The following is a 24758-nucleotide window of genomic DNA, read 5'->3' on the forward strand; positions in this document are numbered from 1 at the left end:
TGAGCGTCAGTCTCAACGCGCAAACAACCCAACAGAAACCTTAAAGGGGTTTTCTGCACTCAGCCCCACTCGACCCCTTCTCCTCCAACTGCGCCTTGGACAGGAGCTGCCCGGGACGCGCCAGGAAGGCCTCGAAGAGCGCCCATTCCCGCGCCGTCAGCGGCACATGTCTGCCATCCCGATGGACGCTGCGCGCGGCAAGGTCGATGTCGAGCGGTCCGTGGGTCAGGATCGGGTTGGGGTTGCCGCTGTAGCGCCGCGCGACCGATCCGATCCGTGCCGACAGTTCCGACAGGTCGAAGGGCTTCACAAGATAGTCGTCAGCGCCCGCATTGAGGCCTTCGATCCTATCGGACACCTGGTCGAGCGCCGTCAGGATGATGACCGGCGTCACGTCTCCACGCGTCCTGAGGCCCTTGAGGAACCCGATACCACGTCCGTCTGGCAGCATGAGGTCGAGCAGGAGCAGGTCGTAAGAGGTTGCGCTCATCGCGTCTGCCGCCGCGTCTAGCCGCGTGACCCAGTCTACTGACTGGCCATCAGCTGCGATCTGGTCGCGCACGGCAGCGCCAAGAGTCGTGTCGTCCTCGATCAGCAATATGCGCATGGTCGTACCCGTCCTTTCCTGATGTCCCTCCATGATCCGTCTGGCTGACACGAAGCTGAAGCTTGTGGGTCGAGCCCCTTCAGGCTGCCGTCAGCTTCGCGGCGCATGAATGGCATCAAGAGGCGAGCCACTAGGAGTGTGCCCCATGAAGAAGACATTGACAATTATCGGCTTTCTCGCGGTCTTTCCGGCCGGCGCGGCGCTGGCTGACGACGATTGCTTCGTGCCGATGGCCGACTGGCAGCCGCGCGATGCTGTTGCCATGCTGGCTGAGGAAAATGGTTGGACGGTGCGCCGGATCAAGATCGATGACGGCTGCTACGAGATCGATGGGAGGGATGCCGAGGGGCGTGCGATCGAGGTGACTGTCCACCCGGCCACGCTGGAGGTAATCGAGTTCGAATACGAGGACGACGAGGATGATCGCCGCGAGCGGGATCACGAGAGACGCGACGATGACTGATGCAGCGCGTCGCGACGGTACTGTCCCGGTGCCGGGCCTGCCGCCACTCTCCCGACTATCCCTAAACTCTCCTCTAGCCCTGACGGGCCCGGTGCTGGTTGCGTTGCCATGCCTGCTGGCGGCACTGATCGGGTTCAACACCTATGCGCCCTATGGCGCGGATGCAGCACTTGGCATTGCCGTCGGGGCCGCGGCAGTTGTCGCGATGGCACAGACCCTGATCCTCGCCGCCCGACCGCCGCTGGTGGAACCATTGTTCGGCGGTCTCGATCGCATGTACCGGGTCCACAAGTGGCTTGGTATTTCCGCAATGATCCTGATGATCCTGCACCAGCAGATCGAGCCGGATTTCGAGCGTTTGGTGCGTGAAACCTCCCTTGGTGAACTTGGTGAAGAGGCGGGCGAACTTGCCTTCAACGCGCTTCTCGCCCTGGTTGCTGTCAGCTGGTTCCGGAGATTGCCCTTCACCCCACTGGAAATCCCCTATCAGATCTGGCGGTTCAGCCATCGTTTCATGGGGGCCCTTTTTGCAATCGTGGTCTTTCACCAGTTCTTCGTCGACCTGCCGACAGAGGTAGATCCATCGCTCTCGGTGCTACTGAACACATTCGGCATCGCGGGAGTGATCGCGTGGATATTCACCGAGCTGGTCGCCCCGTACCTGCGGCGTAGAGAATTCACCGTCACAGAGATCAGCCAGACCAAGGACACCACCACGCTAACCCTCCGCCCCGAGGGGCGGGCCATGCGGTGGCGGCCGGGGCAATTCGCCTTCTTCCGCGCGCCAGAGGCAGGACTGTCCGAGCCGCACCCCTTCACGATCGCCAGCGCCCCGCGCCCTGACGGCACCCTGACGTTCTCCATCCGGGGCTTGGGTGGCTGGACACGAAGCCTGCCCGCCATCTTGCGGACCGGAACGCGCGTGCAGGTCGAAGGGCCATATGGACGGTTCAATTTCCGCAAGGGCGGTGCGCGCCAGATATGGCTGGCGGGCGGCATCGGTATCACGCCGTTCCTCGCCTGGGCCGAAAGCCTGAGCGAAGCGGATAGCCGCGACATTCACCTCATCCACTGCGTTCGGACACAAGAGGAGGCGATTGGGGTAGAGACGCTGCGCGCTGCGGCTGCCCGCAACCCGAGGTTCAGTTTCGAGGTGGTCGTTACGACGCGCGATGGCAGGCTCACGGCCGAGCGCCTGATTGGCGCGGTCCCTTTCGCGATCCGGCAAGCCGATTTGTGGTTCTGCGGCCCAACCGGTCTGAAGGACGGGATTCTCAAGGGCTTGAAAGCACAAGGTCAAACGCCTCGCCGTGTCCGCTTCGAGCAGTTCGAATTCACCTGAACGCGGGGCAGGGCGCATAGCCATGCCAGCCCTGTAGCCTGCGCTCGCATCTTTTTTTGGCCCCGCCCTCATCGGCGGGGCCATTTTCCTGACGGCAAGCTGAAGCAGGAATCGCTGGGGCGTCAGGATGCCCTCAGGTCGGGGTGCCAGATTGGTCTCATCAAACGAAAGGACCCCTTGCCATGAAAAAGACCCTGACCGCCCTTGCCCTGATCGCACTTTTGCCCGCCGGCGCTGCGCTGGCCGACGACGATGATTGCAATGCGCCCCGTGACCAGTGGCAGCCGCGCGAGGCCGCCATGCAGATGGCCGAACAGAACGGTTGGACGGTGCGCGACTTCGAGATCGACGACGGCTGCTACGAAATCGAAGGCCGAGACCAGGATGGCCGCGAGATCGAGGTGAAGCTCGATCCGGCGACGCTGCAGATCGTCGAGATGGACTACGAGGATGATGACGACGACCGCGGTGGCGCCCGCAATCCCGCGCCCGCTGGAACGGTCGCTCCTCCGCAGAACGGCCTCTTCGGAAACGGCGCCCCTCCGCAGGTTCAGGTGAACTGAACAGCTCCGAAGCACCCTGAACAAGGATCATTCCCATGAAATCACTTCTCGCAACGCTCGCGCTTACCACCGCACTCACGCTTCCCGGCCTCGCTATGGCACGGCCCGTGACGCTCACAACCACCCTTAACAACTATGGCGGCGACGGCGCTTATCTTGCACTTTACGTCACCGATGCCTCGGGCGCCTATGTCGGCAGTCTCTGGATGGCCGGCGACAAGTCCAAGTACTACGAGCATCTTAGCGACTGGTACCGTGCCACGGGCGGCGATACCGCGCAGGTAAACGGTATCACCGGCGCCAGCGTCGGCGCGGGCCGCCGTCTCGAGATCACGCTCGATCTGGCCGACGCGCTGTTCGATGCGGGCTACACGCTGCACATCGACGCGGCGGTCGAGGATATGCGTGACAGCCCGAACGAGGTGGCCGTGCCGCTGACGACGGCGGGCGCGGGCACGCCGGTGAGCGGGCGGCGCTACATCGCCAACTTCTCCTACGACATGTGAGGGGCAGGGCCATGATCCGTACACTCCATCGCTGGCCGGGTCTTCTGGCACTCGCGCTCGTCACGATCCTGAGCCTGAGCGGCGCTGCGCTCTCGGTCTTTCCGGCAGTCGAGCGCATCACCGCGCCGCAGGTGGAGACTGGCCTGACAGTCGCCACCCTCGCGGACCGCATCCAGGTCGTCTATCCGGGCGTCGAGCAGATCCGGCGGTCGCCCTCCGGTCGGATCACCGCCTATTGGTTCGATCAGGGCGCGCCGGGTGCTGCCGTGATCGACCCGGCGACGGGCGCGGGCGTTGCCTCGGCCGACCCGAACCAGGCCCTTCGCTGGCTCACCAACTTTCATCGCTCGCTCTTCCTCGGGGATGGCGGGCGCATCGCCATGGCCGCCGGGGCCGCGGCGATGCTGGTCCTCTCGCTCTCGGGTGCTATGCTGGTCGTGCGACGGGCGGGCGGATGGCGGCACTGGTTCGCGTCCTTGCGCGGTCCGTTCACGGGCAGGCTGCATGTCGAGATCGCCCGGATCGCCGTCATCGGCCTCGTTCTGTCCTCCACCACCGCCCTCTGGATGACAGCCTCCACCTTCGATCTTCTGCCGGACGGTAGCGTCCTGCCGGCTGATCCCACCGAAGTGAGCGGAGAAATTGGGTTCGCTCTCGATCAGATGGCCACGCTGCTGCAGACGCCCGTCGCCGAGCTGCGCGAGCTGAGCTTTCCCTATCCCAGCGATGCGACGGACGTGTTCACACTGAAGACCGACCGGGGCACCGGCTATCTTGACCAGGGAACCGGCGCGCTCGTGGCATGGGCCGACCTGACCGGGTGGGAGCGCGTCTCGGAAACCATTTACATGCTGCACACGGGGCAGGGGGCCGCGACGCTCGGCCTTGTGCTCGGGATGATGGCGCTCGGAGTGCCGGCGATGGGCGTGACCGGCGTCCTGATCTGGCTTGCCGGGCGGCGCGGGCGGCCGCGCATCCGGGGCAACCAGCCCGCGGGCCGTGCCGAGACGATCATTCTTGTCGGCAGCGAGGGTGGCAGCACCTGGGGCTTCGCCGGGACCCTGCATGCCGCGCTGACGGCAGCGGGGCAGGGCGTCCATGTTGGCCCGATGTCGGGCTTCGCACCAGAGCGCTACGCCCGTGCAGAGCGCATCATCGTTCTCGCCGCGACTTATGGCGATGGTGCGGCGCCCGCCTCGGCCAAGGGGTTCCTCGACCGGATGAACGCGTCGGCCCCTGCGCCTGATATCCCGATGGCCCTGCTCGGCTTCGGCGACCGCAGCTTTCCGTCCTATTGCGCCTTCGCCAAGGCCGTTGCGGCAGCGGCGCAGGCGAAGGGCTGGGCCGAACTCATGCCGCTGGACACGATCGACCGCCAATCGCCACAGGATTTCGCGCGCTGGGGCCGCGCGCTTGGCGAGGTGCTTGGCATCTCTCTCGAACTTTCTCACCAGCCCGTCTCGCCGCGCACCGAAACATTGACCCTCGTCTCGCGGCGCAACTACGGGGCCGAGATGCAGGCGGGGGCCGCGATCCTGCGCTTTGCCCTGCCGCGCGCGACGCTGTGGCAGCGGCTGACGGGCGCGGGTTTCGCGCGGTTCCAGGCGGGCGACCTGATCGGTGTCCTGCCGCAGGGCAGCGCCGTGCCACGTCTCTACTCGCTGGCCTCGGGTCGCCGCGACGGCTTCGTCGAGATCGTGGTGCGCAAGCATCCGGGCGGGCTGGCCTCGGGCCAGCTGACCGCCTTGGAGCCGGGCGCTACGGTCACGGCCTTCCTGCGCCGCAATCCCGGCTTTCACGCCGACCGCGGTCGCACCCCGCTGATCCTGATCGGGGCGGGCACCGGCATCGGGCCGCTGGCGGGCTTCATCCGCGGCAATGCGCGGCACAGGCCCGTGCACCTGTTTTTCGGGATGCGGCATGCGGACAGCGATTTCTTCTATGGCGAAGAGATGCCCGGCTGGCAGGCTGAGGGGCGGTTGACCCGGCTTGTCACCGCCGTCTCGCGCGGCGCGCGGCGCAGTTATGTGCAGGACGCCTTGCGCGCCGACGCGGCGCAGGTGGCCCGGCTTATCTGCGACGGGGCGCGTGTGATGGTCTGCGGCGGGCGCGACATGGCCACGGGCGTGAGCGATGCGTTGGCCGAGATCCTCGCACCTGCCGGGCTTACGCCCGCAGTCCTAAAGGCAGAGGGGCGGTATGTCGAAGATGTCTACTGAGCGCGCGCGCATCGCCCTGAACGGCCCCACCATGGGCACGCGCTGGTCGGCGCTGTTCTTCGCGGATCGGGGCCGCGACACGGATGCAATCCGTGCCGCCCTTCAGGCGGCTGTCGACGAGGTGGACAAGCAGATGTCGACGTGGAACGCGGAGAGCGCGCTCATGCGGATCAATGCGGCGCCGGTGGACGATTGGGTGGTGGTGCCGGAGCAACTGCGGGCGGTCCTGCGCCTCGGGCTCGAGATCGGGCGCGCCTCGGGCGGGGCCCTCGATATCGGCATGGGCGATGCGGTGACGGCCTGGGGTTTCGGGCCCGGGGCCGCCGCGCCCGAGGGTATCCGCGCCGCGATGGACGCCCCCCGCCGCCCGGCGCAGGAGGTGCTGGAGATCGAGGGGATGCAGTTGCGCAAGACCGCGCCCATTGCGCTGGATCTGAACGGCATCGCCAAGGGCTATGGCGTCGACCGGCTCGCCGAGACCTTGCGCGATCATGGGATTGCCGACGCCCTTGTCGGCATCGACGGTGAGATGCGTGCCATGGGCCTGCGCCCCGATGGCGAGGCATGGATCATCGCGGTAGAAGCGCCGGACCCTGATCGCCGGACGCCGCAATCGGTTCTGGCGCTGCAGGACGCCGCCGTCGCGACCTCCGGTGACTACCGCCATTGGGTCGAGGTTCAGGGGTGCCGCCTGTCGCATACCATGGATCCGAGACGTGGCGCGCCGCTGATAGCCTCGCCGGCCTCCGTCACCGTGGTGGCCCGCACCTGTGCCGAGGCCGACGCCTGGGCGACGGCGCTGATGGTGCTCGGTGCGGAGAGGGGTGCGGACCTCGCGAGACAACGTGGACTCGACGCCCTGTTTCTTCTGCGCGATGATGAAGGGAATGCAATGGGCGTGGGTGTCGGGCGTCTTTTTTCCGAAGAACCAGCGGCAATCGCCTCAGCCGGGGGAAGATGAGCCGCATGGAACAGACCCGTACCGATCGCTTCAAGACCGCACTCCTGCTGATGGCCGCAACCGGGCTGATCGTGGGACTCGTATTCTACCTTGCGGGCCAACCAGAGATTGCGAACCTGATCTGGATTGCAGGAGTTGTTCCCGCGCTGGCAGCGCTTGTGGTCGAAATCGTCCGGAGCATCGGGCGCGGCGAGGTGGGCCTCGATATCGTTGCCGCGCTGTCGATGTCGGCGGCGCTTGTCTTCGGCGAGACCTTGGCTGCGGCTGTCGTCGCAGTCATGTATTCTGGAGGCACCTTCCTCGAAGCCTTCGCTGAGGGCCGTGCACGTGGTTCGATGAAGGATCTTTTATCTCGCGTACCTCGGACCGCGACGCGTCACCGGAACGGCGGTCTTGAGGATGTGCCCCTCGAAGAGATCGCACCGGGCGATCGCCTGCTGATCCGGCAGGGGGACGTGGTGCCGGTAGACGGCACGGTGGCGTCCAACACCGCCTTCCTCGACACCGCGGCGCTGACGGGTGAGCCTCTGCCGGTGCGGCTGGCGCGCGGGGCCGACGCCATGAGCGGATCGACCAACGCGGGCGAGGCCTTCGACCTGACGGCGACGCGCGAGGCCAAGGACAGCACCTATGCCGGGATCGTTCGTCTAGTGGAGGAAGCGCAGGCGTCCAAAGCGCCGATGTCCCGGCTGGCCGACCGCTGGTCGCTGGGCTTTCTGGTCGTCACCGTCAGTATCGCCTTCGCGGCCTGGTGGTTCACAGGCGATCCGATCCGCGCGGTCGCCGTGCTGGTGGTCGCCACGCCCTGTCCGCTGATCCTTGCCGTGCCGGTCGCACTGGTCGCGGGTCTCTCGCGCGCGGCGCATTTTGGCGTTTTGATCAAGGGCGCAGGGCCGCTCGAGACAATGGCGCGCATCCGTACGCTGATCCTCGACAAGACGGGGACGCTGACAGATGGCCGTCCGCAGATCATCTCGATCGACAGCCACGATGGCATGACCGAGGACGACATCCTCCGCCTTGCCGCCGCGCTCGATCAGGCATCGAAACACCCCGTGGCGCAGGCCATCGTCGCTGCCGCAAAGGCGCGGGACTTCACACTGCCCGTTCCGACAGAAGTGGCTGAGATCCCGGGCGAAGGGGTCTTGGGTCGTGTGGAGTACCGCGAGGTGATCGTCGGCGGCGACGGCTTCGTGGCGTCCCGTGTCGGGCGGATGGTGGGCGATCACCCCGCCAAGGGCGCCGGATCGGTCCTTGTCGCAGTGGCAGTTGACGGTCACATGGCCGGGCACCTCGTCATGTCCGACCCGCTGCGCGAGGGAGCGGGTGCCATGCTGGACGGTCTGCGCCGTCAAGGGATCGCGCGCATCCTTCTGGCTACTGGCGACCGCGCGGACGTGGCCGAGCGCGTGACCGAGGGGCTGGGCCTCGACGGGCTGCGGGCAGGTCTGACGCCGGATCAAAAGGTGTTACTGGTGCTTTCCGAGCGTAAACACGGGCCGGTGATGATGGTGGGTGATGGTGTCAACGACGCGCCCGCCCTGGCCGCAGCCGATGTAGGCGTGGCAATGGGGGCACGGGGCGCCGCGGCCTCGGCCGAGGCCGCCGACGTGGTGCTGCTCGTCGACCGGATCGACCGGCTGGGGCCCGGCATCGAGATCGCGCGGGCCTCGCGGCGGATCGCAGTCGAAAGCGTTGTCGCCGGGATCGGCCTGTCTGTCATGGGCATGATCGCGGCCGCTTTCGGCTACCTCACGCCGGTCCAGGGCGCGCTCCTGCAAGAAGTGATCGACGTTGCCGTGATCCTGAACGCTCTGCGCGCGCTGCGCATCGCGCCGCAAGAGCCAGCTACGGGCAAACCACAGGCCATCACGTCAGAGCAAGGTGACATCGTTCAAGGAGCCACGCCATGAGCCGTCTATCACATTCTGAAATCCATATGGTGCATCGCATCGGCTGGCTGCGGGCCGCCGTTCTCGGCGCCAACGATGGTCTTGTCTCGACCGCGAGCCTCGTCGTCGGCGTCGCCGCAGCCGGGTCCGGCAAGCCCGAGGTCATGATCGCCGGGCTGGCCGGGCTTGTGGCTGGCGCGATGTCCATGGCGGCGGGGGAGTATGTCTCGGTCAGCTCGCAAACTGACGCCGAACAGGCGGACCTCGCCCGAGAGAGCCGTGAACTCGAGGAAACGCCCGAGGCCGAGCTCGAGGAACTGACCCGGATTTATGTTGAAAGAGGGCTGGACCGCGACCTGGCGGAAAAGGTTGCCGTGCAACTGACTGAACGTGACGCGCTCGGATCGCATGCGCGCGACGAGCTCGGCATTTCGGAAACCGTTACCGCCCGCCCTATCCAGGCGGCTCTGGTGTCCGCACTGACCTTCGCAGCTGGGGCGGTGCTACCCCTGATCGTCGTGCTGCTGGTCTCGGAGGCGCAGATCGCTCCCCTGGTGGCGGGATCGATGATCCTCGGCCTAGCAGTTCTTGGCGGATTGGGCGCTTCGGCCGGCGGCGCAGGCGTCGTCCGTGGGGCCACGCGGGTCACGCTATGGGGAGCGCTTGCAATGGCGGCGACAGCCGGGGTCGGTTCGCTGTTCGGGGTCGCCGTAGGCTAGAGTCAATGGGGTGTACCCGAACCCCGCTCTGGCTGCTTGTTGCGGCAATGCTCGTCAACATCGTGCTGATCATCGAGGTGCCACAGATCGAGTCGCAGCGCGTGGGGTCAGAAACCCATGTCCGCAAATGGGTCATGCTGGACGAGATCAACACCGATATTCTGGAGCGGTCCTATGTCTGGGAGGACCGCACGCCCATCGGCACGTTCAGTTCCGTCTTCACATCCAAGATCCAGTCCAGCCTGATCGCGCTTGCCGGGTCGGGCGGGGCATCCGTTGTCGATCGGCTGAAGTAATCTCGATCACCGCAGGGTCAGCCCAGCTTCATTTGTTCCCGTCGATCCACTTCGACATCAGCCCCTTGTCGCGGAAACATTCATCCGGCACGGCACGGCGCTTGATGCGTGCGAGGCGCTCGGCGAAGGCGACCTGCTTTGATGTCGGGCGGCTGTCCTGCGTGCCCGGCTTCAGCTTGGCCTGTGCGTCGATCCAGGCGCTCAAGGAGCGCCGATCTTGCTGAACCTCCCACGGCAGAAGCGTCTGGTTGCGCAGGGCTAGTGCGCGCGCATAGGCGATCTGCTTGGGCGTCGCGGGCAGGGCGTAAGTGTTGCTTTCCATCGGGGATCTCCCTTCTTAGCGTGGCTTTTAAATAGAACATAACAGGAACAAAATCAAGCCACCTGCGGAAATCATGGGGTTTGAGAGGAAGAGGAGGGCCGGGGGAGGTCAGGCCTGAGGATGCCCGAAAGAGGGCGTCCGGGCCTGATCCTGTTCCTCATTGGTGTCTGATGCCGGAAAGTGGAGGATCCTACGTTCTCATGAGCTTTGCATTTAACGCTCCCCGGCATCAGATCCCTAAAGAGTGAAAGTGTCCTTCGGGTTTTGTGACTGACGGATGAGGGCCTTTGGGGTCCCTCAGATGGGTCCGCCGGATTCCGGTCTGTCTTTCCTGATGAAGGGCATTCCGATGCAAACAGGTGTTTTGCGCGTGTTGCGCGCGACCGCTGCCTGGTGGTGGCGACACAAGGAACTACGCCGAACCGGCCAGACGGGGCAGGCACAACGGCTCGAGCGCGAGACTGTCCTGCGTGACCTCGGCTATCTGAAGCAGGCGGCGTTATTGCCAAACGCGCATGTGACCTGCGGAGAGGGTGGAACATTCATCCATCTCGGTTGGACCACCGTGTCGACCTTCGCGCCCATCGAGCGCTTTCCCTTGGCCGCTCTTGCGGTCGCACGTGGCACGCCGTTCATCGATATCCGACCCGTCACCGATGTCATCGCCTTCGCGAACCTGCCGCGGGTGGCGCGGGACGGATCGGTCGACCCTGACTCTTCGGGTCCCGGCAAGTCCGTGTCGCTGACCACCTACATCGACATGGTCGAAGCCCTCGGTGCCAGGATCGCCAACGATCCGCGCCCCTGTCGGTCAACCTAGTCACCACTCCCTCTCACCAAAACTCGAAAAGGAGGCCAGCCATGGCCCGATCCCGTACGCCCAAATTCGATGCCTCAGAGGTCATCACAAACGAAATCATCCGCATCATCGAGCGCGGCGTCCTGCCGTGGCGCAAGCCCTGGACCGCAGGTGGCAGCTCTCGTCCCCTGCGCGTGGGCGGAGAACCCTACCAGGGAGTGAACAACTTCCTGCTGACGATGCGGACCGTGATGGCGGGCCACAGCTCTCCCTTCTGGATGACGCTGCCGCAGGCCAATGCGTTGGACGCAAAGGTCCGCAAGGGCGAGAAGTCCTCTGTCGTCGTTTACTACGGTCAAAGCCGGAGAGACGCCGGCGATGAGCATGTTCACAGCGACGGGGATGATCACTCCGAGGAAGCCCGTATCTTCCGCTTCCAGAAATCCTACCGTGTGTTCAATGCCTGCCAGATCGAGGGCTTGCCCGACAGCTTCTACCCTGACCCAGAGCCCGCGCCCAAGCATCCGCCGTCCGAGCCGATCCCGCACATGCAGGCGTTTTTCGATGCCATCGACATCACAACCGTCTTCACGGGCACGGAGGCGTACTATTTGCCCCCCGTGGACAAGGTCTACATGCCATCCATCACACGGTTTCAGGACCCGCGCAATTTCTACGGGGTCTGGGCGCATGAGCTGGCCCATGCCACGAAAGCCCCGCATCGACTGAACCGTGATTTCGGGTTCTCGAAGTTTGGCAACACGTCCTATGCGCGCGAGGAAATCGTCGCGGAATTGACCTCGGTGTTCCTGGGTCAGACGCTCGGCTTCACGGCGCATACGCTCGAGATGAATGCCGCCTACCTCCACAACTGGTTGCGCGTTCTTCGGTCGGACAAGGGCGCGATCTTCCGGCACGCCGCGGACGCGCAGCGCGCCTGCGACTATCTGATCGCCAGATCGGAGGTGGGCAGGGCAGGGCGCAGTGCCGAGGCCGCCTGACCACACGGAGAACGGAGACACCCATGTCACGTAAGGAACCCAAAACGCTGCGGGTGGCCTGCTTCAACGACGGCCGCCGCAAGATCATCACCTTCAAGCGCGGTGCCTATTGGTGGAGCGCTGCCGAGGGCGCTTATCCGCTCTCGGCAGCGCTCGAGAGCATCACGGACCAGGGCGGCTGGATCGAAACCATCCCCAACCCGAATTACAGACCCAAAGGGCTGTTCGGGTAGGGCGCCTTCGGCCTCGATTCATCCGCCAAGCGGAAAAGAAAAAGCGGGCTTTGAGAAGGGTGTTTCAAACCTCTCAAAGGAGATCCCCATGTCCATGACCGTTCAACCCCAGCCAGACCGTCCGGATCCGAGTGTGATCGCGGCGCAGAACGACGCGTTTCGCAAGCTCGCGTGCCTTGGAGTGCCGCCCGCGCAGCCCATCCAGGGCCGGATGCATGTCACCCGCTCGCTTATGGAGGCCGATGACGGCTTCATGGCCGAGGCGGTGAAGGCCACCGGTGAGTTTGCAACATTCGAGCCTGAGAATGATCCCGAGGGATGGCACGATTTCGGGGCGGTCGAGATCCGGGGCGAGACCGTGTTCTGGAAGATCGATCTCTATGAAGCAGACTCGGATTTCCGCTACGGGGCTGAGACCCCGGACAATCCCGCCACCACCGTGCGCGTGCTGACCATCATGCTGGCGCGCGACTGGTAGGGCAGGGGACACCCCCTCCTGACACCCCAGGCGATGAAGGCCCACTGACCCCTCAAAGGGCAAGTGGGCCTTTTGTCGTTGTGATCCCTGAAGCCGGGGATCGGTTACGCGCGTGAAGGCGCGGGCCACACCTCACCCACCTGGAAGGATATCCCATGACCACAAGCTTTGCCCCTCTCACCGTCGCCATCAGCGATCTCACTGCGCATCCCGCCAATGTGCGCAGCAACTCTTCGGAAACCTACGACCCCGAGAACATCGCCCATCTGAAAGCCAGCATCGCTGTTCTGGGTCTCCTGCAGCCGCTCCTGGTCCAGAAGCTCGACGGCAAATACGCTGTCCTCGCCGGTGGCCGACGCCATGCAGCCCTGAAGGAGCTGGTCGCCGACAAGGCCGCGAAGGGGTTCACCGCGAAGACCAAGGTCGACTGCCGCCTTGTGCCGGAGAAGTGTGACGTCACCACGGCGCTGTCGCTCGCCGAGAACATCACCCAGGCACCGATGAACGCAATCGACGAGTTCGAGGCTTTCGCGCGGATGATGGAGGTCGATGGCCAGACGCCTGAGACCATCGCAATGACTTTCGGCACGACCGTTGCCGCCGTGAAAGGCCGGTTGCGCTACGGGCTGATCCACCCCGATATCCGCGCCGCGGCCCGGGCGAAGACGATCACGCTCGACACGATGAAGGCCTTTGCCGAGCACCCGAGCCAGGAGGTTCAGCGCGAGGTCTACGAGGCGCTCACCAAGGAAGACAGCTATCTGCAGGCCTATACCGTCCGGCAAGCGCTCAAATCCCGCGGCGTGCAGGTCAGCGACGATATCGGAGCCTTCGTGCGCGCGGACTACGAGGCCCTCGGCGGTGCTGTCGCGGCTGACCTTCTGGAAGAGCATTCCGTGCTCGAGGATGCAGCACTGGTCGAGACCATCTTGCTCGAGAAGCTCGGTGCCGCTGCCGAAGAGGCCCGTATGAGGCTGGGCTTCGCCTGGGCCGATGCGATGGTGCGCTATGATTACGCGACCATGGCCGACTATGGCCGCGTCTATCCCGGCCCGATCGTGCCGGATGCATCCGCCCAGAAGCGCATCGATGAGATCACTGCCGAGCTTGATAAACTGCAGCTCCAGATGGAGGATGAGGGGCTCGAGGACGGTGCCTACAATGCCCTTTACGAGCGCGTGGACGCTCTGGAAGAGGAAGCCCGCGATCTGCAGGAGGCTTACAGCACCGAGGACCTCGCGCGGTCCGGGGTGATCGCGTCGTGGCAGGGTGGGCAGATCACGCTCCATGTTGGTCTCGTCCGCCCGGAAGACACCGTGAAAGAGGAGGGCGCGCGCGGCTCTTCGGCTAGCCCGACCGGGGAAGAGGCCCCGGACGCCGGCGAAATCACCTATCCAGCCTCACTGGCCGAGGACCTCAAGACCGAGCGGGCCATGGCCCTTGGCGCCGCGATGGCGCTGCATCCGGAAGCCACGCTCGATCTGACGCTCTTCAAGCTGGTGAGCGACGTTCTGGCCAGCGGCATGAGTGTCACGCAGGCGATCAAGATCGATGCCCGCAAGGAATACCGCAACCACGCCAAGATGGACGAGATTGACGAGACCTCCCTCGCGCAGGTGGCCGCGGCGCATGATGTGCTGGACCTCTCGTGGCTCGATGATACCCGCCCGCCCGCCGATCAGTTCGCGGCGTTTCGCGCGCTGGAGGCCGGCGAGAAGGCCAAGCTCGTGGCCTATGCCACGGCCAGCACCACGCAGTCCTGCTTCGCGCGGGACCGCCAGCGCGACAGCCTGATGCATGCGTTCGAGATCGAGATCATGCCCGATATCCGCGCGCATTGGACGCCGAACGCGGCGCTCTTCAATCGCTTCAAAAAGGCATGGCTCCTGAAGATCCTCGGCGAGGATCTGGGTCTGGCCCAGGAGGCGGTGACGCTGGCCTCGTCGAGCAAGAAGGAGATCGTGGCCTTCTGCGACAAGCTCTTTGCAGAGCCGTTCGCCACACTCACGGACGCGCAGCGCGCTGCCGTAGCCGCCTGGTGCCCGCCGATGATGCAGACCGCCGGTGTCGTCTGTGATGAGGCGGAGCCCGCCTCGGAATCTCCCGAGCCTGACAGCGAGGTCGCGCAAGCGGCCTGAGTCCTCACGCGACCCGCGCGAGGCATTTCCCGCGCGGGTCGACCCTCCCACACCCAACCGAAAGACATCCCCATGGCTATTCTCAAGTTCTCTGCGTCCGCTGTTGCGGCACAGATCGCCCATGCGCGCGCCTGCAAGACCTTCCTGCCCAACTGGAACGGGCCCGTGGACAGGCCCGCCCTGATCCTGATCGTCGGCAATGGTGTGCATCTGCGCTCAAACGGCATCGATGGCACGACCACCCGTATCGTCACCACCGAACAGGCAGATCCCTCCTTCGCCTTCGCCGACGGCATGAACCCGTTTCGGGATACCGACTGGATGGCGCAGCGCCGCATGGCGTTTCGCGATCTGACCGGCCAGTTCTACACCGACATCCTGGATGACGTGCAGGTGCTCATCGACCGGGGGCGGGGGGCGATCCGGCTCGCCACCGATGGCCACAGCATCCGCGTCTTCGTACGCCGGGCCTCGGATTATCTCATCGGCGGGACCTACGAGGTGCCCTCGGGCCTCGGCGGCACCTTCCGGGTCATCCTCAAGGATGCCTGCGATACCTTCGCGATCGTGCAGAACTGCGGCAATTGCGAGGATTTCGACGCCATGCAGCCCTACCGCGTGCCGCTCGATGCGCTGATGGAAATCGATGACCGGAGGGCGGCGTAACGCGCCCTTTCTCAAACAAGCATCGCCAATACCCTGCCAGGCCTGCGGCCCTCTCGGGACATTGACGACAACAATTTCCCCAATGAGAGAAAGGACTCTGAGATGGGATGGCTCTTCTATACCGATCGCCGCGTCCAGACCTACGCGGATGAGAAAGCGGAGATTGCCCGGCTCTGCACCTTCGAGAGCGACAGGCGCAAGACGGAACTGGTCAAAGCCTGCAAGGTGGGTTCGACTTGGTACGCGGCGGCAAAGGTCACAAGTATCGATGGCTCGCCGGTCGAGGACACGACCTATGTGACCGATGCGGATGGCTCCATCACGTTCGGTGCTGTCTTCCTCACCCGATACGATGACGGCTGCTGGGGCTACAAGGACATGGAGGAAAGTGCTGGCCCGAACGAGTCTCGTGCTCCCCTTGGGCTGATCGAGCTCCTCTCCGACCTGAAAGACCCGGACAGCTATGCCCATGCCTGGCGCCAGCGCTGCCAGGACTGGGCTGCGATCCCGGACTACGAGGAAGGCGACAAGATCAGGCTCGCAGCACCTGTGACGCTCACCGATGGCAGTACCTGCCAGATTGTCACCGCGACCCACTACAGGCGCGGGCGGCAAAAGCGCCGCTGCTACCGCATCGAGGAAACTGGTGGGCTCGTACGCCTGTCGAAGGCCTCGCTTGCGGGTTCGGAGCTGCTCAGCTCCGCGAAAGGTGCGGCTAGCCCGGTGCTGGCGGAGTTCCTGGCGGGGCGAAATTAGGTCCTGCGCCGGACGGTTCATCGACCTGCCCGGCGACAGCAGATCCTGCGGCTTGTCTTGACAAGGCAATGCAAATGCATTACCTATCGCGGGCAGCAAAGACCCTTTTCTTCAGGAGACTGCCATGACAGCCCTCGCACAAGATGTCTCGAAACTCACGGATCGGTATCAGACGACCGTGCCGGCGGGTGTGCGCAAACAGCTCAAGCTGGGCAAGGGCGACCAGATTCGTTACTGCACCGAGCCGAGTGGCAGGGTCTATATCGAGCCCGTGCGCAGCGACGAGGAAGATCCCGTGCTCGGAGCCTTTCTCGATTTTGTCGAGGCCGATATCAAGGCGCATCCGGACCGCATTCGGGCGTTCGATGGGGCTTTGCATGACCGTCTTGCAGCACTGGTCGGAGACGTTGACGTCGATCTCGATGCGCCGCTATCGCTCGAGGATGAATGACCGGCGATAGCGTGCCAGTCCAAGCGCCCCTTGTCGTAAACGGATGGTCGATTTATGCGCATCCGCTCTTTCTGGACCAGATCGAAGGGCTGATCGAGGAAGTCGAGGCGCGTAAGGCACGCGATCCTAAGACCTGGCGCAAGAAAAACCCGACGAAACGGCTGGCCGCCATCTTCAAGCTGGTCACCGAGGCCATACCGGCAGATCCGGGTGCCGCCGCCTTCCGGCAAGGCGGCACACTCGGCGATCACCGCAAGCACTGGTTCCGGGCGAAATTCTTCCAGCAGTATCGGCTGTTCTATCGGTTCAACAGCGATGCAAAGGTCATCGTGGTGGCCTGGGTGAACGACGACAAGACCCTGCGCGCCTACGGCAGCAAGACGGATGCCTATGCGACGTTCAAAGGGATGTTGGAAGATGGCAATCCACCTGACAATTTCGACGCGCTCTTGAAAGAAGCTGCAGCGGCGGGCAAGCGGTTCGAAACTTCCCTTGAAGCGGTGCCCGATCGGTAAGTGGGGTCGAATGCTGGAAGGGGCAGAATCCTACGCTGAGGCTGTCCGTAAAGAGGTCGTTCTGCCCTACAATCTCCCGTCACCCTTGAGCCGAGTGAAATAAGCGACATTGGTGTGTCATATGGCTGGTACGATGAAATTCTCAGAAGTCCCTCCCTATCCGTACACCAGCCGTTCGCTGCATCGTGTACGAACTGGTAAGATGCGGACATTTCGGACTTACGCAGATGCGGCTTTTGCTGACGCAGCATCCGTTCGCAATTGCCGAACATGCTTCGTCGCGTTGTTGATCATGTCGCCAAACCCGTCATTGAGCTTGGCCCATACGGTCATCATCCGAACCGAGCATTCGCTACACCAAGCGGGAACCTGAGGGGAGCGGTCGGCCTGGTCTTGCTGGTCCGATAAAGTCCTCGTCGCGGTTGACCAATAGCTTCGTGGATTTCTTGGTCGGATGTAACCCTTCGCTCCGTGGCCGCTATGACAGCGGGGTATGAGCCGGAGGGGCGATTGAATTGGAATGAAGTGACAGGACGTAGCACTGGATGTTCACAACAGGCGAAGTGGCGCTGGATTTGCACTCTGAAGCGGCTCTGTTGCACAAAGCCTCTGATGTCCGGAGTTCCCCTTTCCCCGGACGGATTCATCCCACGGTTTCTGTGACAGGGATGCCAAGCGCGGTGTAGCCGTTCATGACGGCGATGCGGATCTGGACCTCTGCGACCTGTCGGTCAAAGTCCCTCGCCATGAGGCGCTGCCCCAGCAGTTTCATACAGTGCATCTTCGTTTCGGCACGGCTTCGTCGGTGGTAACCGCTCCAGTTTCGCCAGATCGCACGGCCGAGATATTTCGCCGCCCGAAGGGCTTCGTTTCTGGCAACCGCACCAGCGGTGACGGTCTTCCACGGCTTCGCGTTCTTGCGGGGCGGTATGACGGCGTGGGCGCCACGGTCAGCGATCGCATCATGGCACTTGCGGGTGTCGTAGGCGCCGTCAGCGGTGACGCGGCCGATCTCCTGGCCCTCCGGTATCTGGTTGAGCAGGTCGGGCAGCACCGGTGCATCGCCGATATGGCTCCCGGTGATCTCGACGGCTCGAACCTCCAGCGTTTGCTCGTCGATCCCGAGATGGATCTTGCGCCAGACGCGCCGTTTGGGGCCGCCGTGCTTGCGTGCGTGCCATTCGCCTTCGCCCTCGACCTTGATGCCGGTGCTGTCGATCAGCAGGTGCAGCGGCCCTTTGGAGCCACGATACGGGATGTTGACCGCGAGGGTCTTCTGGCGGCGGCTCAGCGTGCTGAAGTCTGGCACCGACCAGTCAAGGCCGACCAGGCGCAACAGGCTTTCGACGAACCCGGTCGTCTGTCTGAGTGCCATGCCGAACAGCACCTTCATTGTCAGGCAAGTCTGAATGGCAGTATCGCTGTAGGTCTGTTGGCGACCACGATTGCCTGTCGGCGCGGCCTCCCAGCACATCTCGGGATCGAACCAGATCGTCAGCGAGCCCCGGCGCTTGAGCGCTTCATTGTAGGCTGGCCAGTTCCTGGTCTTGTAGGTCGGGGATGTCGGTTTGCTCATGGAGCCCGGCTACCACGCTGGATTCACAAGATGAATCCCTCACGCGATTTGTGCAACAGAGCCCTCTGAAGCTAGATTGCAAGCAGAACTTGCATAAATAGTTCTCTTTATGCAAAGAATGTTTGCTGATACTGATCCGGCAATCATCAGTGGCAACGGAGGTCCAAGCACCTTGTCGAATATATCTACGGTTCTTATCAAGTCCAAGGACAAGGCTTTGACCCTGTCCGCTTCCAGCGCTCTGAGCGAATTGGATGGGTATCGGCTGATCTTTTGCGAGGATGATAACTCCGCAAAGAGCCGCCTTGACGAAGTGAACGTGGACCTCATTCTCTATGACGTCGATGAGGATGATTTTGGACCGGACAACGCGTTGGCGCGGTCTCGCTTGTCTCATACCGCGTGTTGGCGCATTGTTATTTGCGAAAAAAATGAAATGAGCTGCGGCGCGCAACTCTGCGAAGATACGGCGTCCTATTTGTATCTTGCCAAACCGGTGCAAGAGCAGCAGATCCGCATCGTCGTCAAGCGCGCCCTGGAACACGCCGAGCTGTCGCGCCGGCACCGGATACTGAGCAGAGAGCTCAAGCTGTCGCTGGATGACGAGATTTTCAACGACGAGGAAGGCGGATCGGTTCAGGGTGGCGTTTCACGCTTTGAAAGACTGGTCTATGCAAGCCCCAAGATGGCCGAAGTTGTCGCCGAGGCGAAAGTCGCGGCCTCCACGGGCATGCCGGTCCTGATCCGAGGCGAGACGGGCACCGGCAAGGAGCTTTTGGCGCGCGCCATTCACTTTAACTCGGATCGCGTGAATTCACCCATGCACAGCCAGAATTGCGGCGGTGTGTCTGACGATGCCTTGTATTCCGAGCTGTTTGGCCACATGCGTGGCGCCTTTCCGGGGGCGATTGCGGATCGGCTGGGCCTTTTTCGGGCGGCTGATGGGGGCACGGTGTTTCTGGACGAGGTGTCAGAAGTATCACCGCATTTTCAGGTGGCCCTTTTACGCTTCCTGCAAGAGGGCGAAGTCAAACCACTTGGTTCAGACAAGACACTGTACAGCAACGTGCGGATCATCGCGGCATCCAACCGTTCAATTGAGGAGATGGTGGAAAAAGGCAGTTTCCGCCGCGATCTGTATTATCGTTTACGCGGGTTTCAACTGGAATTGCCACCGCTTCGCGACCGGACCGACGACATCCCGGTGCTGACACAGTTCTTTGTTGAGAAATATGCCGGTGTGGTTGGTCGCCGGGTATTGGGTGTCACATCTGACGTTCTGAAGCGGTTGGAGTATTACCCATTTCCGGGCAATGTCCGCGAGCTGGAAAGCGAAGTTCAGCGCATGGTCGCGGTTGCGGAACAAGGTGGATATGTTGCTCTACGACATTTATCGGAAAAGATCGCGCGCACGCCAATCGAAAACGGCGAGGACGCAGCTTTCGTGCCATCCGGTGTAACGCTTAAAGACAAGGTCGAACATTTGGAGCAGGTCGTTTTGACCAAGGCGCTGGAGGCGTTTCATTGGAATCAAAGTAAGGTCGCGGAAGAATTGGGCTTGTCACGAGTCGGGCTGGCAAACAAGATCAAGAGATACGGTCTGCGCAAAGGGTAAGACATGGACGATGACGCGCCTGCCACGAAAGTCATTGGTTTCCCCTATGCCCGATCCGGACTGGCCAAGACCCGGTCCAAGCCGCGCAATCTGGGCCTGACCGCCATGTCAAAGGCCGTTGCTCCTTCGGGCACGGGCGCCAGGGGCCATTGGTGCAAGAGCTGCAAGGGGATCTGGTACAGCTACTTCGGAGAGGCCGAATGCCCGGCTTGCGGGCGACGGGGCTAAGCCCTGTCAGCTGTCAGCCAAGTTTACATTCCCCCATGGCAACTTAGTTTTCAGTTTACACTTTGTTACCAGAAATCGCCGCGCTGACCGCTAGTGTTGATTTGCTCGACTGTGCGCAACGGTACACACTTCCACCATAAATGCCGCGACTTTCGCAGGGTCGACAAGCAACAAGCCTGGCTCTGAGGCGAGGATGTCGCGGCAGGAATGATAGTCTTTGGGAGGAAGAAAAATGGCAAACCTGTTGTGGCTTCAGGGGGGCGCGTGTTCCGGCAACACGATGTCTTTCCTGAATGCAGAGGAACCAAGCGCATGTGATCTGGTCACTGACTTTGGGATCAACGTCCTTTGGCAACCCTCCCTCGGGCTTGAACTGGGCGATCAGGTCAAAGCGATCGTCGAGAAGTGTATTTCTGGCGAGATCAAGCTGGACATCTTTGTCTTCGAAGGCACCGTCATCAATGCGCCGGACGGCACCGGCGAATGGAACCGGTTCTGCGGGCGCCCGATGAAGGAGTGGGTGAAAGAGCTGTCAGCGGTTGCTGATTTTGTCGTGGCGATCGGCGATTGCGCGACCTATGGCGGCATTCCGGCGACGGCGCCGAACCCGTCCGACAGCGTCGGCCTGCAGTTTCTCAAGCGCGACAAGGGCGGCGCACTGGGTGAAGGTTTTGCCGCTAAATCCGGATTGCCTGTCATCAATATTCCGGGTTGTCCGGCACACCCTGACTGGGTAACGCAGATTCTGGTGGCGGTTGCCACGGGTCGGGCCGGTGATCTGACGCTGGATGAATTCCATCGCCCCAAAACGTTCTTTTCCTCTTTCACGCAGACCGGGTGCACGCGCAACATGCATTTTGCCTACAAGGTGTCGACCACGGCGTTCGGCCAGCGCAAGGGGTGCCTGTTCTACGATCTGGGGTGTCGTGGTCCTATGACTCACAGCCCCTGCAATCGCATCCTGTGGAACCGCCATTCGTCAAAAACCCGTGCGGGTATGCCCTGCCTGGGCTGTACCGAACCGGAGTTCCCGTTCTTTGATCTGGCGCCGGGAACGGTCTTCAAGACACAAACCGTCATGGGTGTACCCAAGGACATGCCCGAGGGCGTGGACAAGAAGGGTTACATCAAGCTCACCTCCGCCGCCAAAGGCGCGGCACCTGCGTGGGCAGAGGAAGATATCTTCGTAGTCTAACTGCGAATTGGGAGAGAGAATTATGTCTGCAGCAGTAGAAACACTCGACATTTCGCCGGTTGGCCGCGTCGAAGGCGATCTGGATGTCCGGGTCGATATTGAAAACGGCGTTGTCACCAACGCCTGGACCCACGCGGAGATGTTTCGCGGGTTCGAAGTCATCCTGAAAGACAAGGACCCCCAAGCCGGTCTGGTCGTCACGCCGCGCGCCTGCGGGATCTGCGGTGCGTCACACCTGACCTGCGCAGCCTGGGCACTCGATACTGCCTGGGGCACCACCGTGCCGCGCAACGCCATTCTGGCGCGCAACCTCGGCCAGATCGTGGAATCTCTGCAGTCCCTGCCGCGCCACCATTATGGGTTGTGGATGATCGACTATACCAACGAAAACTACGCGATGAGCCCGTTTTACGAGGAAGCCGTCAAACGCTATTCCCCGTTTACCGGCACATCCTATGAAGCAGGCGTGACAATCTCCGGCCGTCCGGTCGAGATTTACGCGCTGTTGGGCGGTCAGTGGCCGCATTCGTCCTTCATGGTGCCTGGCGGCGTCATGTGTTCTCCGACACTTACGGATATCACCCGCGCCTGGTCTATTCTGGAGCATTTCCGTCAGAACTGGATCGAGCCACTGTGGCTCGGCTGCTCAATGGAGCGTTACGAAGAAATCCAGACCTTGGAGCAATTCGAGGCATGGCTGGACGAAAAGCCCGAGCACGCCAATTCTGATCTGGGCCTGTTCTGGCGCATGTCCAAGGACATTGGCCTTGACCAGTACGGTAAAGGCCACGGCCGGTTCACTACATGGGGGTATCTGCCCCACGAGGACAAGTATCAGAACCCCACGATTGATGGTCGCTCAGATGCGGTGATCATGAAATCGGGCATCTACGACGGTGCATCCGACACATTCAGCCCGATGGACCAGTCCTTTGTCCGCGAAGACACGCAGCACGCCTGGTACGACGAGGCGGCGGGTGCGGTCCACCCGTTCGACCGCACCACGAACCCAGTGAGCAAGAACCCCATCGACCCGGAGGGCAAGTATTCCTGGTCGACGGCCGTGTCGCATGCCGAAAGCGGTCGCCTCGAGGCCGGCCCGCTGGCGCGGCGTCTGGTGGCGGGCAATGACACGGGCCATGACTTCCAGCACAGCGACGGGTTGGTGCTGGATATGTACCGCAAGATGGGCGGTGCTTCGACGATGCTGCGCCACTTTGCGCGGATGCACGAGCTTTGCATTCTCTATCGCGAAGCCGAACGCAATTTGCGCGAGTTCCAGTTGAACGACGAATGGTATATAAAGCCAACTGAAAAAGACGGACAGGGCTGGGGTGCGACCGAGGCGATTCGCGGTGCGCTGTGCCATTGGATCGATGTACGCGACGGCAAGATCGCCAATTACCAGATCATCGCGCCGACGACATGGAATGTTGGGCCGCGTACATCTGACGGCGCCCGGGGGCCAATCGAAGAAGCGTTGATCGGCACGCCGATCAAGAACAGCGCGGATCCGGTCGAGGTCGGTCACGTTTGTCGATCCTATGACAGTTGCCTTGTGTGTACTGTTCATGCGCATGATGCCAAATCCGGTGATGAACTGGCACGCTTCCGAACAGCCTGATGTTTATGTTTGGCCGGCGGATCAAATCTGCCGGCCAAACGACATCCGGCAATTAGGGAGGAAGCTGAATGTCAGAAAATCCGGAAGCATCAATAACCCAAGCGCAGCGCCAGGCCTACTTGGACAGATATGGCCTGACACCCGCCGAAGCGGGGCATGAAATGCTCCTCCAGATGATAGAGGACCATTTCGCGGAAGGACTGGAAACCAAGGTCGAGCCTTTTCCGGAAACGGATCGTGAATTCGGTGCGCTGCTTGACGAATTGCGGCCTCTGAGCGCGGATCAGCTGCGCGAAAAACTGGTGATCTCAGGCTGGCTTTTGCAGCCCTACGGCGAAGACGAGATGCGGTGCCAGGAATGTATGTACTACCTGGTGCACAAGCGCTGGTGCGACCTGCCAGAACTTGATCTCCCGGCAAAGCCGGAATGGTGGTGCCGTCTGTGGCGGATCTGAAAGGAGCGCTGACATGGATGATGACGAGACTCGCGCAACAATCGCCGAGATGCTGGCTTCGGGTCTGGAAACCGAGGTCTGGCCACGGGCCGGAACCAGCGAAGAGGTCAATGAAATCGTGGCGCGCCTGCAGGTCGAGGCAGGTCAGGATCTGGAAAAGAAACTCGTCATCGCCGGTTTCACCGATCACACGATCGAGGCTGACGAGATTGAGCAACCCTGCGAGACCTGCATGTACTACAAGGTCCATGCGAAATTCTGCGAATTGCCGGAACTGATGGTGCCGGTCGAACCGGAATGGTCCTGCCGCCTGTGGCGGATCTGATGCCGCTTGATGTTGTCGTCATCGGATGCGGCAACCCAAACCGAAGCGACGACGGCGTCGGTCCGCATCTCATCGCTCAAATGCGCGAAAACGGCGTGCCGGAGCACACTCGCATATTCGACGGCGGAACCGACGGGATGTCGGTCATGTACAGCGCACGCGGCGCCACGCATCTGATCATTGTCGATGCCCGGGTCCCCGAAGGGTCGCCGGGCACCATTTATGAGGTTCCTGGAGAGGTTCTGGAAGCACCGCCCAACAACAGCCTGAACCTGCATGATTTCAGGTGGGATCATGCGCTTTACGCAGGACGCCGTATCTATGGTGATGCGTTTCCCAAGACGACATCGGTGCTGTTGATCGAGGCCGCGACGCTGGAGCTTGGGTTAGGCCTGAGCGACGAGGTTTCTCGCGCGGCGCGGACGGTTGAGTGCCGCATTCGGGACCTGATCGATACGTGGTCGGAGGCATGAGCACGATCGCGATCAGGGATGGTGCGATCTATCTGCCTTGCGCCGTGGTGGACACCTATTTCCGCGGCATTGATGCGGTCATCGTACTGATCCAACAGGATGAATTATTGGTGATGCCCGTGCATCAGGCAACCGCCGGAGGGTGCCTTTTGAAGGTCCGGAATGCTGCAGGTGATCGGGTGGTTCAGGCCCGTGATGTTTTCCAGGATCAAGACCTTCTGGACTTTGCAACCGACAGCCTGACCGTCGCGTGGCAGGCCAGCAAAGGGGCGCTTTGTGCAGAATTGAAGCCGGATCAGCGCGGCGAGGATGTGTAAACTAAGTTTTCTATAAACCAAGT

At 62.5% G+C, this 24758-nt stretch carries 28 protein-coding genes and 1 pseudogene; 26 read left to right on the plus strand and 3 right to left on the minus strand.

Going from position 1 to position 24758, the window contains the following annotated elements:
• Window positions 1–76 precede the first annotated feature (76 nt).
• Window positions 77–607, minus strand: a pseudogene (locus BKY27_RS17755) (response regulator transcription factor); the annotation flags it as partial.
• 145 nt (window positions 608–752) lie between these two features.
• Here BKY27_RS17755 and BKY27_RS17760 point away from each other — a divergent pair.
• The 9 genes from BKY27_RS17760 to BKY27_RS17800 all read left to right on the plus strand — a co-directional run bounded on the left by BKY27_RS17760 (window position 753) and on the right by BKY27_RS17800 (window position 9568).
• Window positions 753–1070 (plus strand): PepSY domain-containing protein, encoded by a 318-nt coding sequence (locus BKY27_RS17760; RefSeq protein WP_050525472.1) that lies wholly within the window; start codon window positions 753–755, stop codon window positions 1068–1070.
• Window positions 1063–2412 (plus strand): ferredoxin reductase family protein, encoded by a 1350-nt coding sequence (locus BKY27_RS17765; protein ID WP_233491889.1) that lies wholly within the window; start codon window positions 1063–1065, stop codon window positions 2410–2412. Before BKY27_RS17760 ends, BKY27_RS17765 begins: the two co-directional genes overlap by 8 nt.
• A 182-nt stretch (window positions 2413–2594) precedes the next feature.
• Complete coding sequence (locus tag BKY27_RS17770; RefSeq protein WP_009503876.1) at window positions 2595–2975, plus strand: PepSY domain-containing protein; 381 nt, start codon at window positions 2595–2597, stop codon at window positions 2973–2975.
• Between the two features lie 35 nt (window positions 2976–3010).
• On the plus strand, window positions 3011–3481 hold the full coding sequence (locus BKY27_RS17775) for a DUF2271 domain-containing protein (RefSeq protein WP_071675832.1): 471 nt from the start codon (window positions 3011–3013) through the stop codon (window positions 3479–3481).
• Window positions 3482–3492: 11 nt separating this feature from the next.
• Window positions 3493–5700, plus strand: coding sequence for a PepSY domain-containing protein (locus BKY27_RS17780; protein WP_071675833.1), 2208 nt, complete (start codon window positions 3493–3495; stop codon window positions 5698–5700).
• Entirely contained in the window at window positions 5681–6661 is a 981-nt protein-coding gene (locus BKY27_RS17785) for an FAD:protein FMN transferase (protein ID WP_071675834.1), read from the plus strand. The genes BKY27_RS17780 and BKY27_RS17785 overlap by 20 nt, the downstream gene beginning before the upstream one ends.
• 5 nt (window positions 6662–6666) lie before the next feature.
• The gene (locus BKY27_RS17790; protein WP_071675835.1) at window positions 6667–8574 is read left to right on the plus strand and encodes a heavy metal translocating P-type ATPase; all 1908 of its coding nucleotides are present in this window, start codon (window positions 6667–6669) and stop codon (window positions 8572–8574) included.
• A complete protein-coding gene (locus tag BKY27_RS17795; RefSeq protein WP_071675836.1) occupies window positions 8571–9272 on the plus strand; it encodes a VIT1/CCC1 transporter family protein in 702 nt (233 codons plus the stop codon). Before BKY27_RS17790 ends, BKY27_RS17795 begins: the two co-directional genes overlap by 4 nt.
• A gap of 5 nt (window positions 9273–9277) precedes the next feature.
• Window positions 9278–9568, plus strand: a complete 291-nt coding sequence (locus tag BKY27_RS17800; protein ID WP_233491890.1) for a hypothetical protein — start codon at window positions 9278–9280, stop codon at window positions 9566–9568.
• A gap of 28 nt (window positions 9569–9596) precedes the next feature.
• On the opposite strand, the gene BKY27_RS17805 is transcribed toward BKY27_RS17800, so the two are convergent.
• Window positions 9597–9890 carry a hypothetical protein gene (locus BKY27_RS17805; RefSeq protein WP_071675837.1) on the minus strand — a complete coding sequence of 98 codons (294 nt, stop codon included), beginning with the start codon at window positions 9888–9890 and terminating at the stop codon, window positions 9597–9599.
• 334 nt (window positions 9891–10224) lie between these two features.
• Here BKY27_RS17805 and BKY27_RS17810 point away from each other — a divergent pair, with 334 nt between their 5' ends.
• The 9 genes from BKY27_RS17810 (at window position 10225) to BKY27_RS17850 (ending at window position 16927) form a co-directional block, all read left to right on the plus strand.
• Window positions 10225–10710, plus strand: coding sequence for a hypothetical protein (locus BKY27_RS17810; protein ID WP_071675841.1), 486 nt, complete (start codon window positions 10225–10227; stop codon window positions 10708–10710).
• Between the two features lie 41 nt (window positions 10711–10751).
• A complete protein-coding gene (locus BKY27_RS17815; protein WP_037239986.1) occupies window positions 10752–11690 on the plus strand; it encodes an ArdC family protein in 939 nt (312 codons plus the stop codon).
• 23 nt (window positions 11691–11713) lie between these two features.
• Window positions 11714–11923, plus strand: coding sequence for a DUF6330 family protein (locus tag BKY27_RS17820; protein ID WP_037239988.1), 210 nt, complete (start codon window positions 11714–11716; stop codon window positions 11921–11923).
• 88 nt (window positions 11924–12011) lie between these two features.
• Window positions 12012–12401, plus strand: coding sequence for a DUF3768 domain-containing protein (locus BKY27_RS17825; RefSeq protein ID WP_037239991.1), 390 nt, complete (start codon window positions 12012–12014; stop codon window positions 12399–12401).
• 155 nt (window positions 12402–12556) lie between these two features.
• Window positions 12557–14539 carry a ParB/RepB/Spo0J family partition protein gene (locus BKY27_RS17830; RefSeq protein ID WP_071675838.1) on the plus strand — a complete coding sequence of 661 codons (1983 nt, stop codon included), beginning with the start codon at window positions 12557–12559 and terminating at the stop codon, window positions 14537–14539.
• Window positions 14540–14611: 72 nt separating this feature from the next.
• The gene (locus BKY27_RS17835; protein WP_025042408.1) at window positions 14612–15205 is read left to right on the plus strand and encodes a hypothetical protein; all 594 of its coding nucleotides are present in this window, start codon (window positions 14612–14614) and stop codon (window positions 15203–15205) included.
• 102 nt (window positions 15206–15307) lie between these two features.
• Window positions 15308–15961, plus strand: coding sequence for a DUF6927 domain-containing protein (locus BKY27_RS17840; RefSeq protein ID WP_037239996.1), 654 nt, complete (start codon window positions 15308–15310; stop codon window positions 15959–15961).
• A gap of 124 nt (window positions 15962–16085) precedes the next feature.
• Window positions 16086–16412, plus strand: a complete 327-nt coding sequence (locus tag BKY27_RS17845) for a type II toxin-antitoxin system PrlF family antitoxin (RefSeq protein WP_005668772.1) — start codon at window positions 16086–16088, stop codon at window positions 16410–16412.
• Window positions 16409–16927, plus strand: coding sequence for a type II toxin-antitoxin system YhaV family toxin (locus BKY27_RS17850; protein WP_057821743.1), 519 nt, complete (start codon window positions 16409–16411; stop codon window positions 16925–16927). The genes BKY27_RS17845 and BKY27_RS17850 overlap by 4 nt, the downstream gene beginning before the upstream one ends.
• Before the next feature lie 643 nt (window positions 16928–17570).
• Here BKY27_RS17850 and BKY27_RS17855 read toward each other — a convergent pair.
• Window positions 17571–18503 (minus strand): IS5 family transposase, encoded by a 933-nt coding sequence (locus tag BKY27_RS17855; protein ID WP_071675839.1) that lies wholly within the window; start codon window positions 18501–18503, stop codon window positions 17571–17573.
• Between the two features lie 118 nt (window positions 18504–18621).
• On the opposite strand from BKY27_RS17855, the gene BKY27_RS17860 reads away from it, so the two are divergent.
• From BKY27_RS17860 to BKY27_RS17895, 8 genes are all read left to right on the plus strand, one after another.
• Window positions 18622–20118: a sigma-54 dependent transcriptional regulator gene (locus BKY27_RS17860; RefSeq protein WP_081896188.1), complete on the plus strand. Its 1497-nt coding sequence runs from the start codon at window positions 18622–18624 to the stop codon at window positions 20116–20118.
• Window positions 20119–20121: 3 nt separating this feature from the next.
• Window positions 20122–20346, plus strand: a complete 225-nt coding sequence (locus tag BKY27_RS17865; RefSeq protein ID WP_037240002.1) for a hypothetical protein — start codon at window positions 20122–20124, stop codon at window positions 20344–20346.
• Between the two features lie 232 nt (window positions 20347–20578).
• Window positions 20579–21541 (plus strand): NADH-quinone oxidoreductase subunit B family protein, encoded by a 963-nt coding sequence (locus BKY27_RS17870; RefSeq protein ID WP_037240005.1) that lies wholly within the window; start codon window positions 20579–20581, stop codon window positions 21539–21541.
• Window positions 21542–21563: 22 nt separating this feature from the next.
• A complete protein-coding gene (locus tag BKY27_RS17875) occupies window positions 21564–23165 on the plus strand; it encodes a nickel-dependent hydrogenase large subunit (RefSeq protein ID WP_037240008.1) in 1602 nt (533 codons plus the stop codon).
• Window positions 23166–23233: 68 nt separating this feature from the next.
• Window positions 23234–23620 (plus strand): hypothetical protein, encoded by a 387-nt coding sequence (locus BKY27_RS17880; RefSeq protein WP_197060312.1) that lies wholly within the window; start codon window positions 23234–23236, stop codon window positions 23618–23620.
• A gap of 13 nt (window positions 23621–23633) precedes the next feature.
• The gene (locus tag BKY27_RS17885) at window positions 23634–23945 is read left to right on the plus strand and encodes a hypothetical protein (RefSeq protein WP_037240012.1); all 312 of its coding nucleotides are present in this window, start codon (window positions 23634–23636) and stop codon (window positions 23943–23945) included.
• The gene (locus BKY27_RS17890) at window positions 23918–24418 is read left to right on the plus strand and encodes a hydrogenase maturation protease (RefSeq protein WP_199559127.1); all 501 of its coding nucleotides are present in this window, start codon (window positions 23918–23920) and stop codon (window positions 24416–24418) included. The genes BKY27_RS17885 and BKY27_RS17890 overlap by 28 nt, the downstream gene beginning before the upstream one ends.
• Window positions 24415–24735 carry a hypothetical protein gene (locus BKY27_RS17895; protein ID WP_037240014.1) on the plus strand — a complete coding sequence of 107 codons (321 nt, stop codon included), beginning with the start codon at window positions 24415–24417 and terminating at the stop codon, window positions 24733–24735. Before BKY27_RS17890 ends, BKY27_RS17895 begins: the two co-directional genes overlap by 4 nt.
• Window positions 24736–24758 lie beyond the last annotated feature (23 nt).

Source organism: Nioella nitratireducens (assembly GCF_001879715.1).
In the GTDB taxonomy this organism is placed as follows: domain Bacteria; phylum Pseudomonadota; class Alphaproteobacteria; order Rhodobacterales; family Rhodobacteraceae; genus Nioella; species Nioella nitratireducens.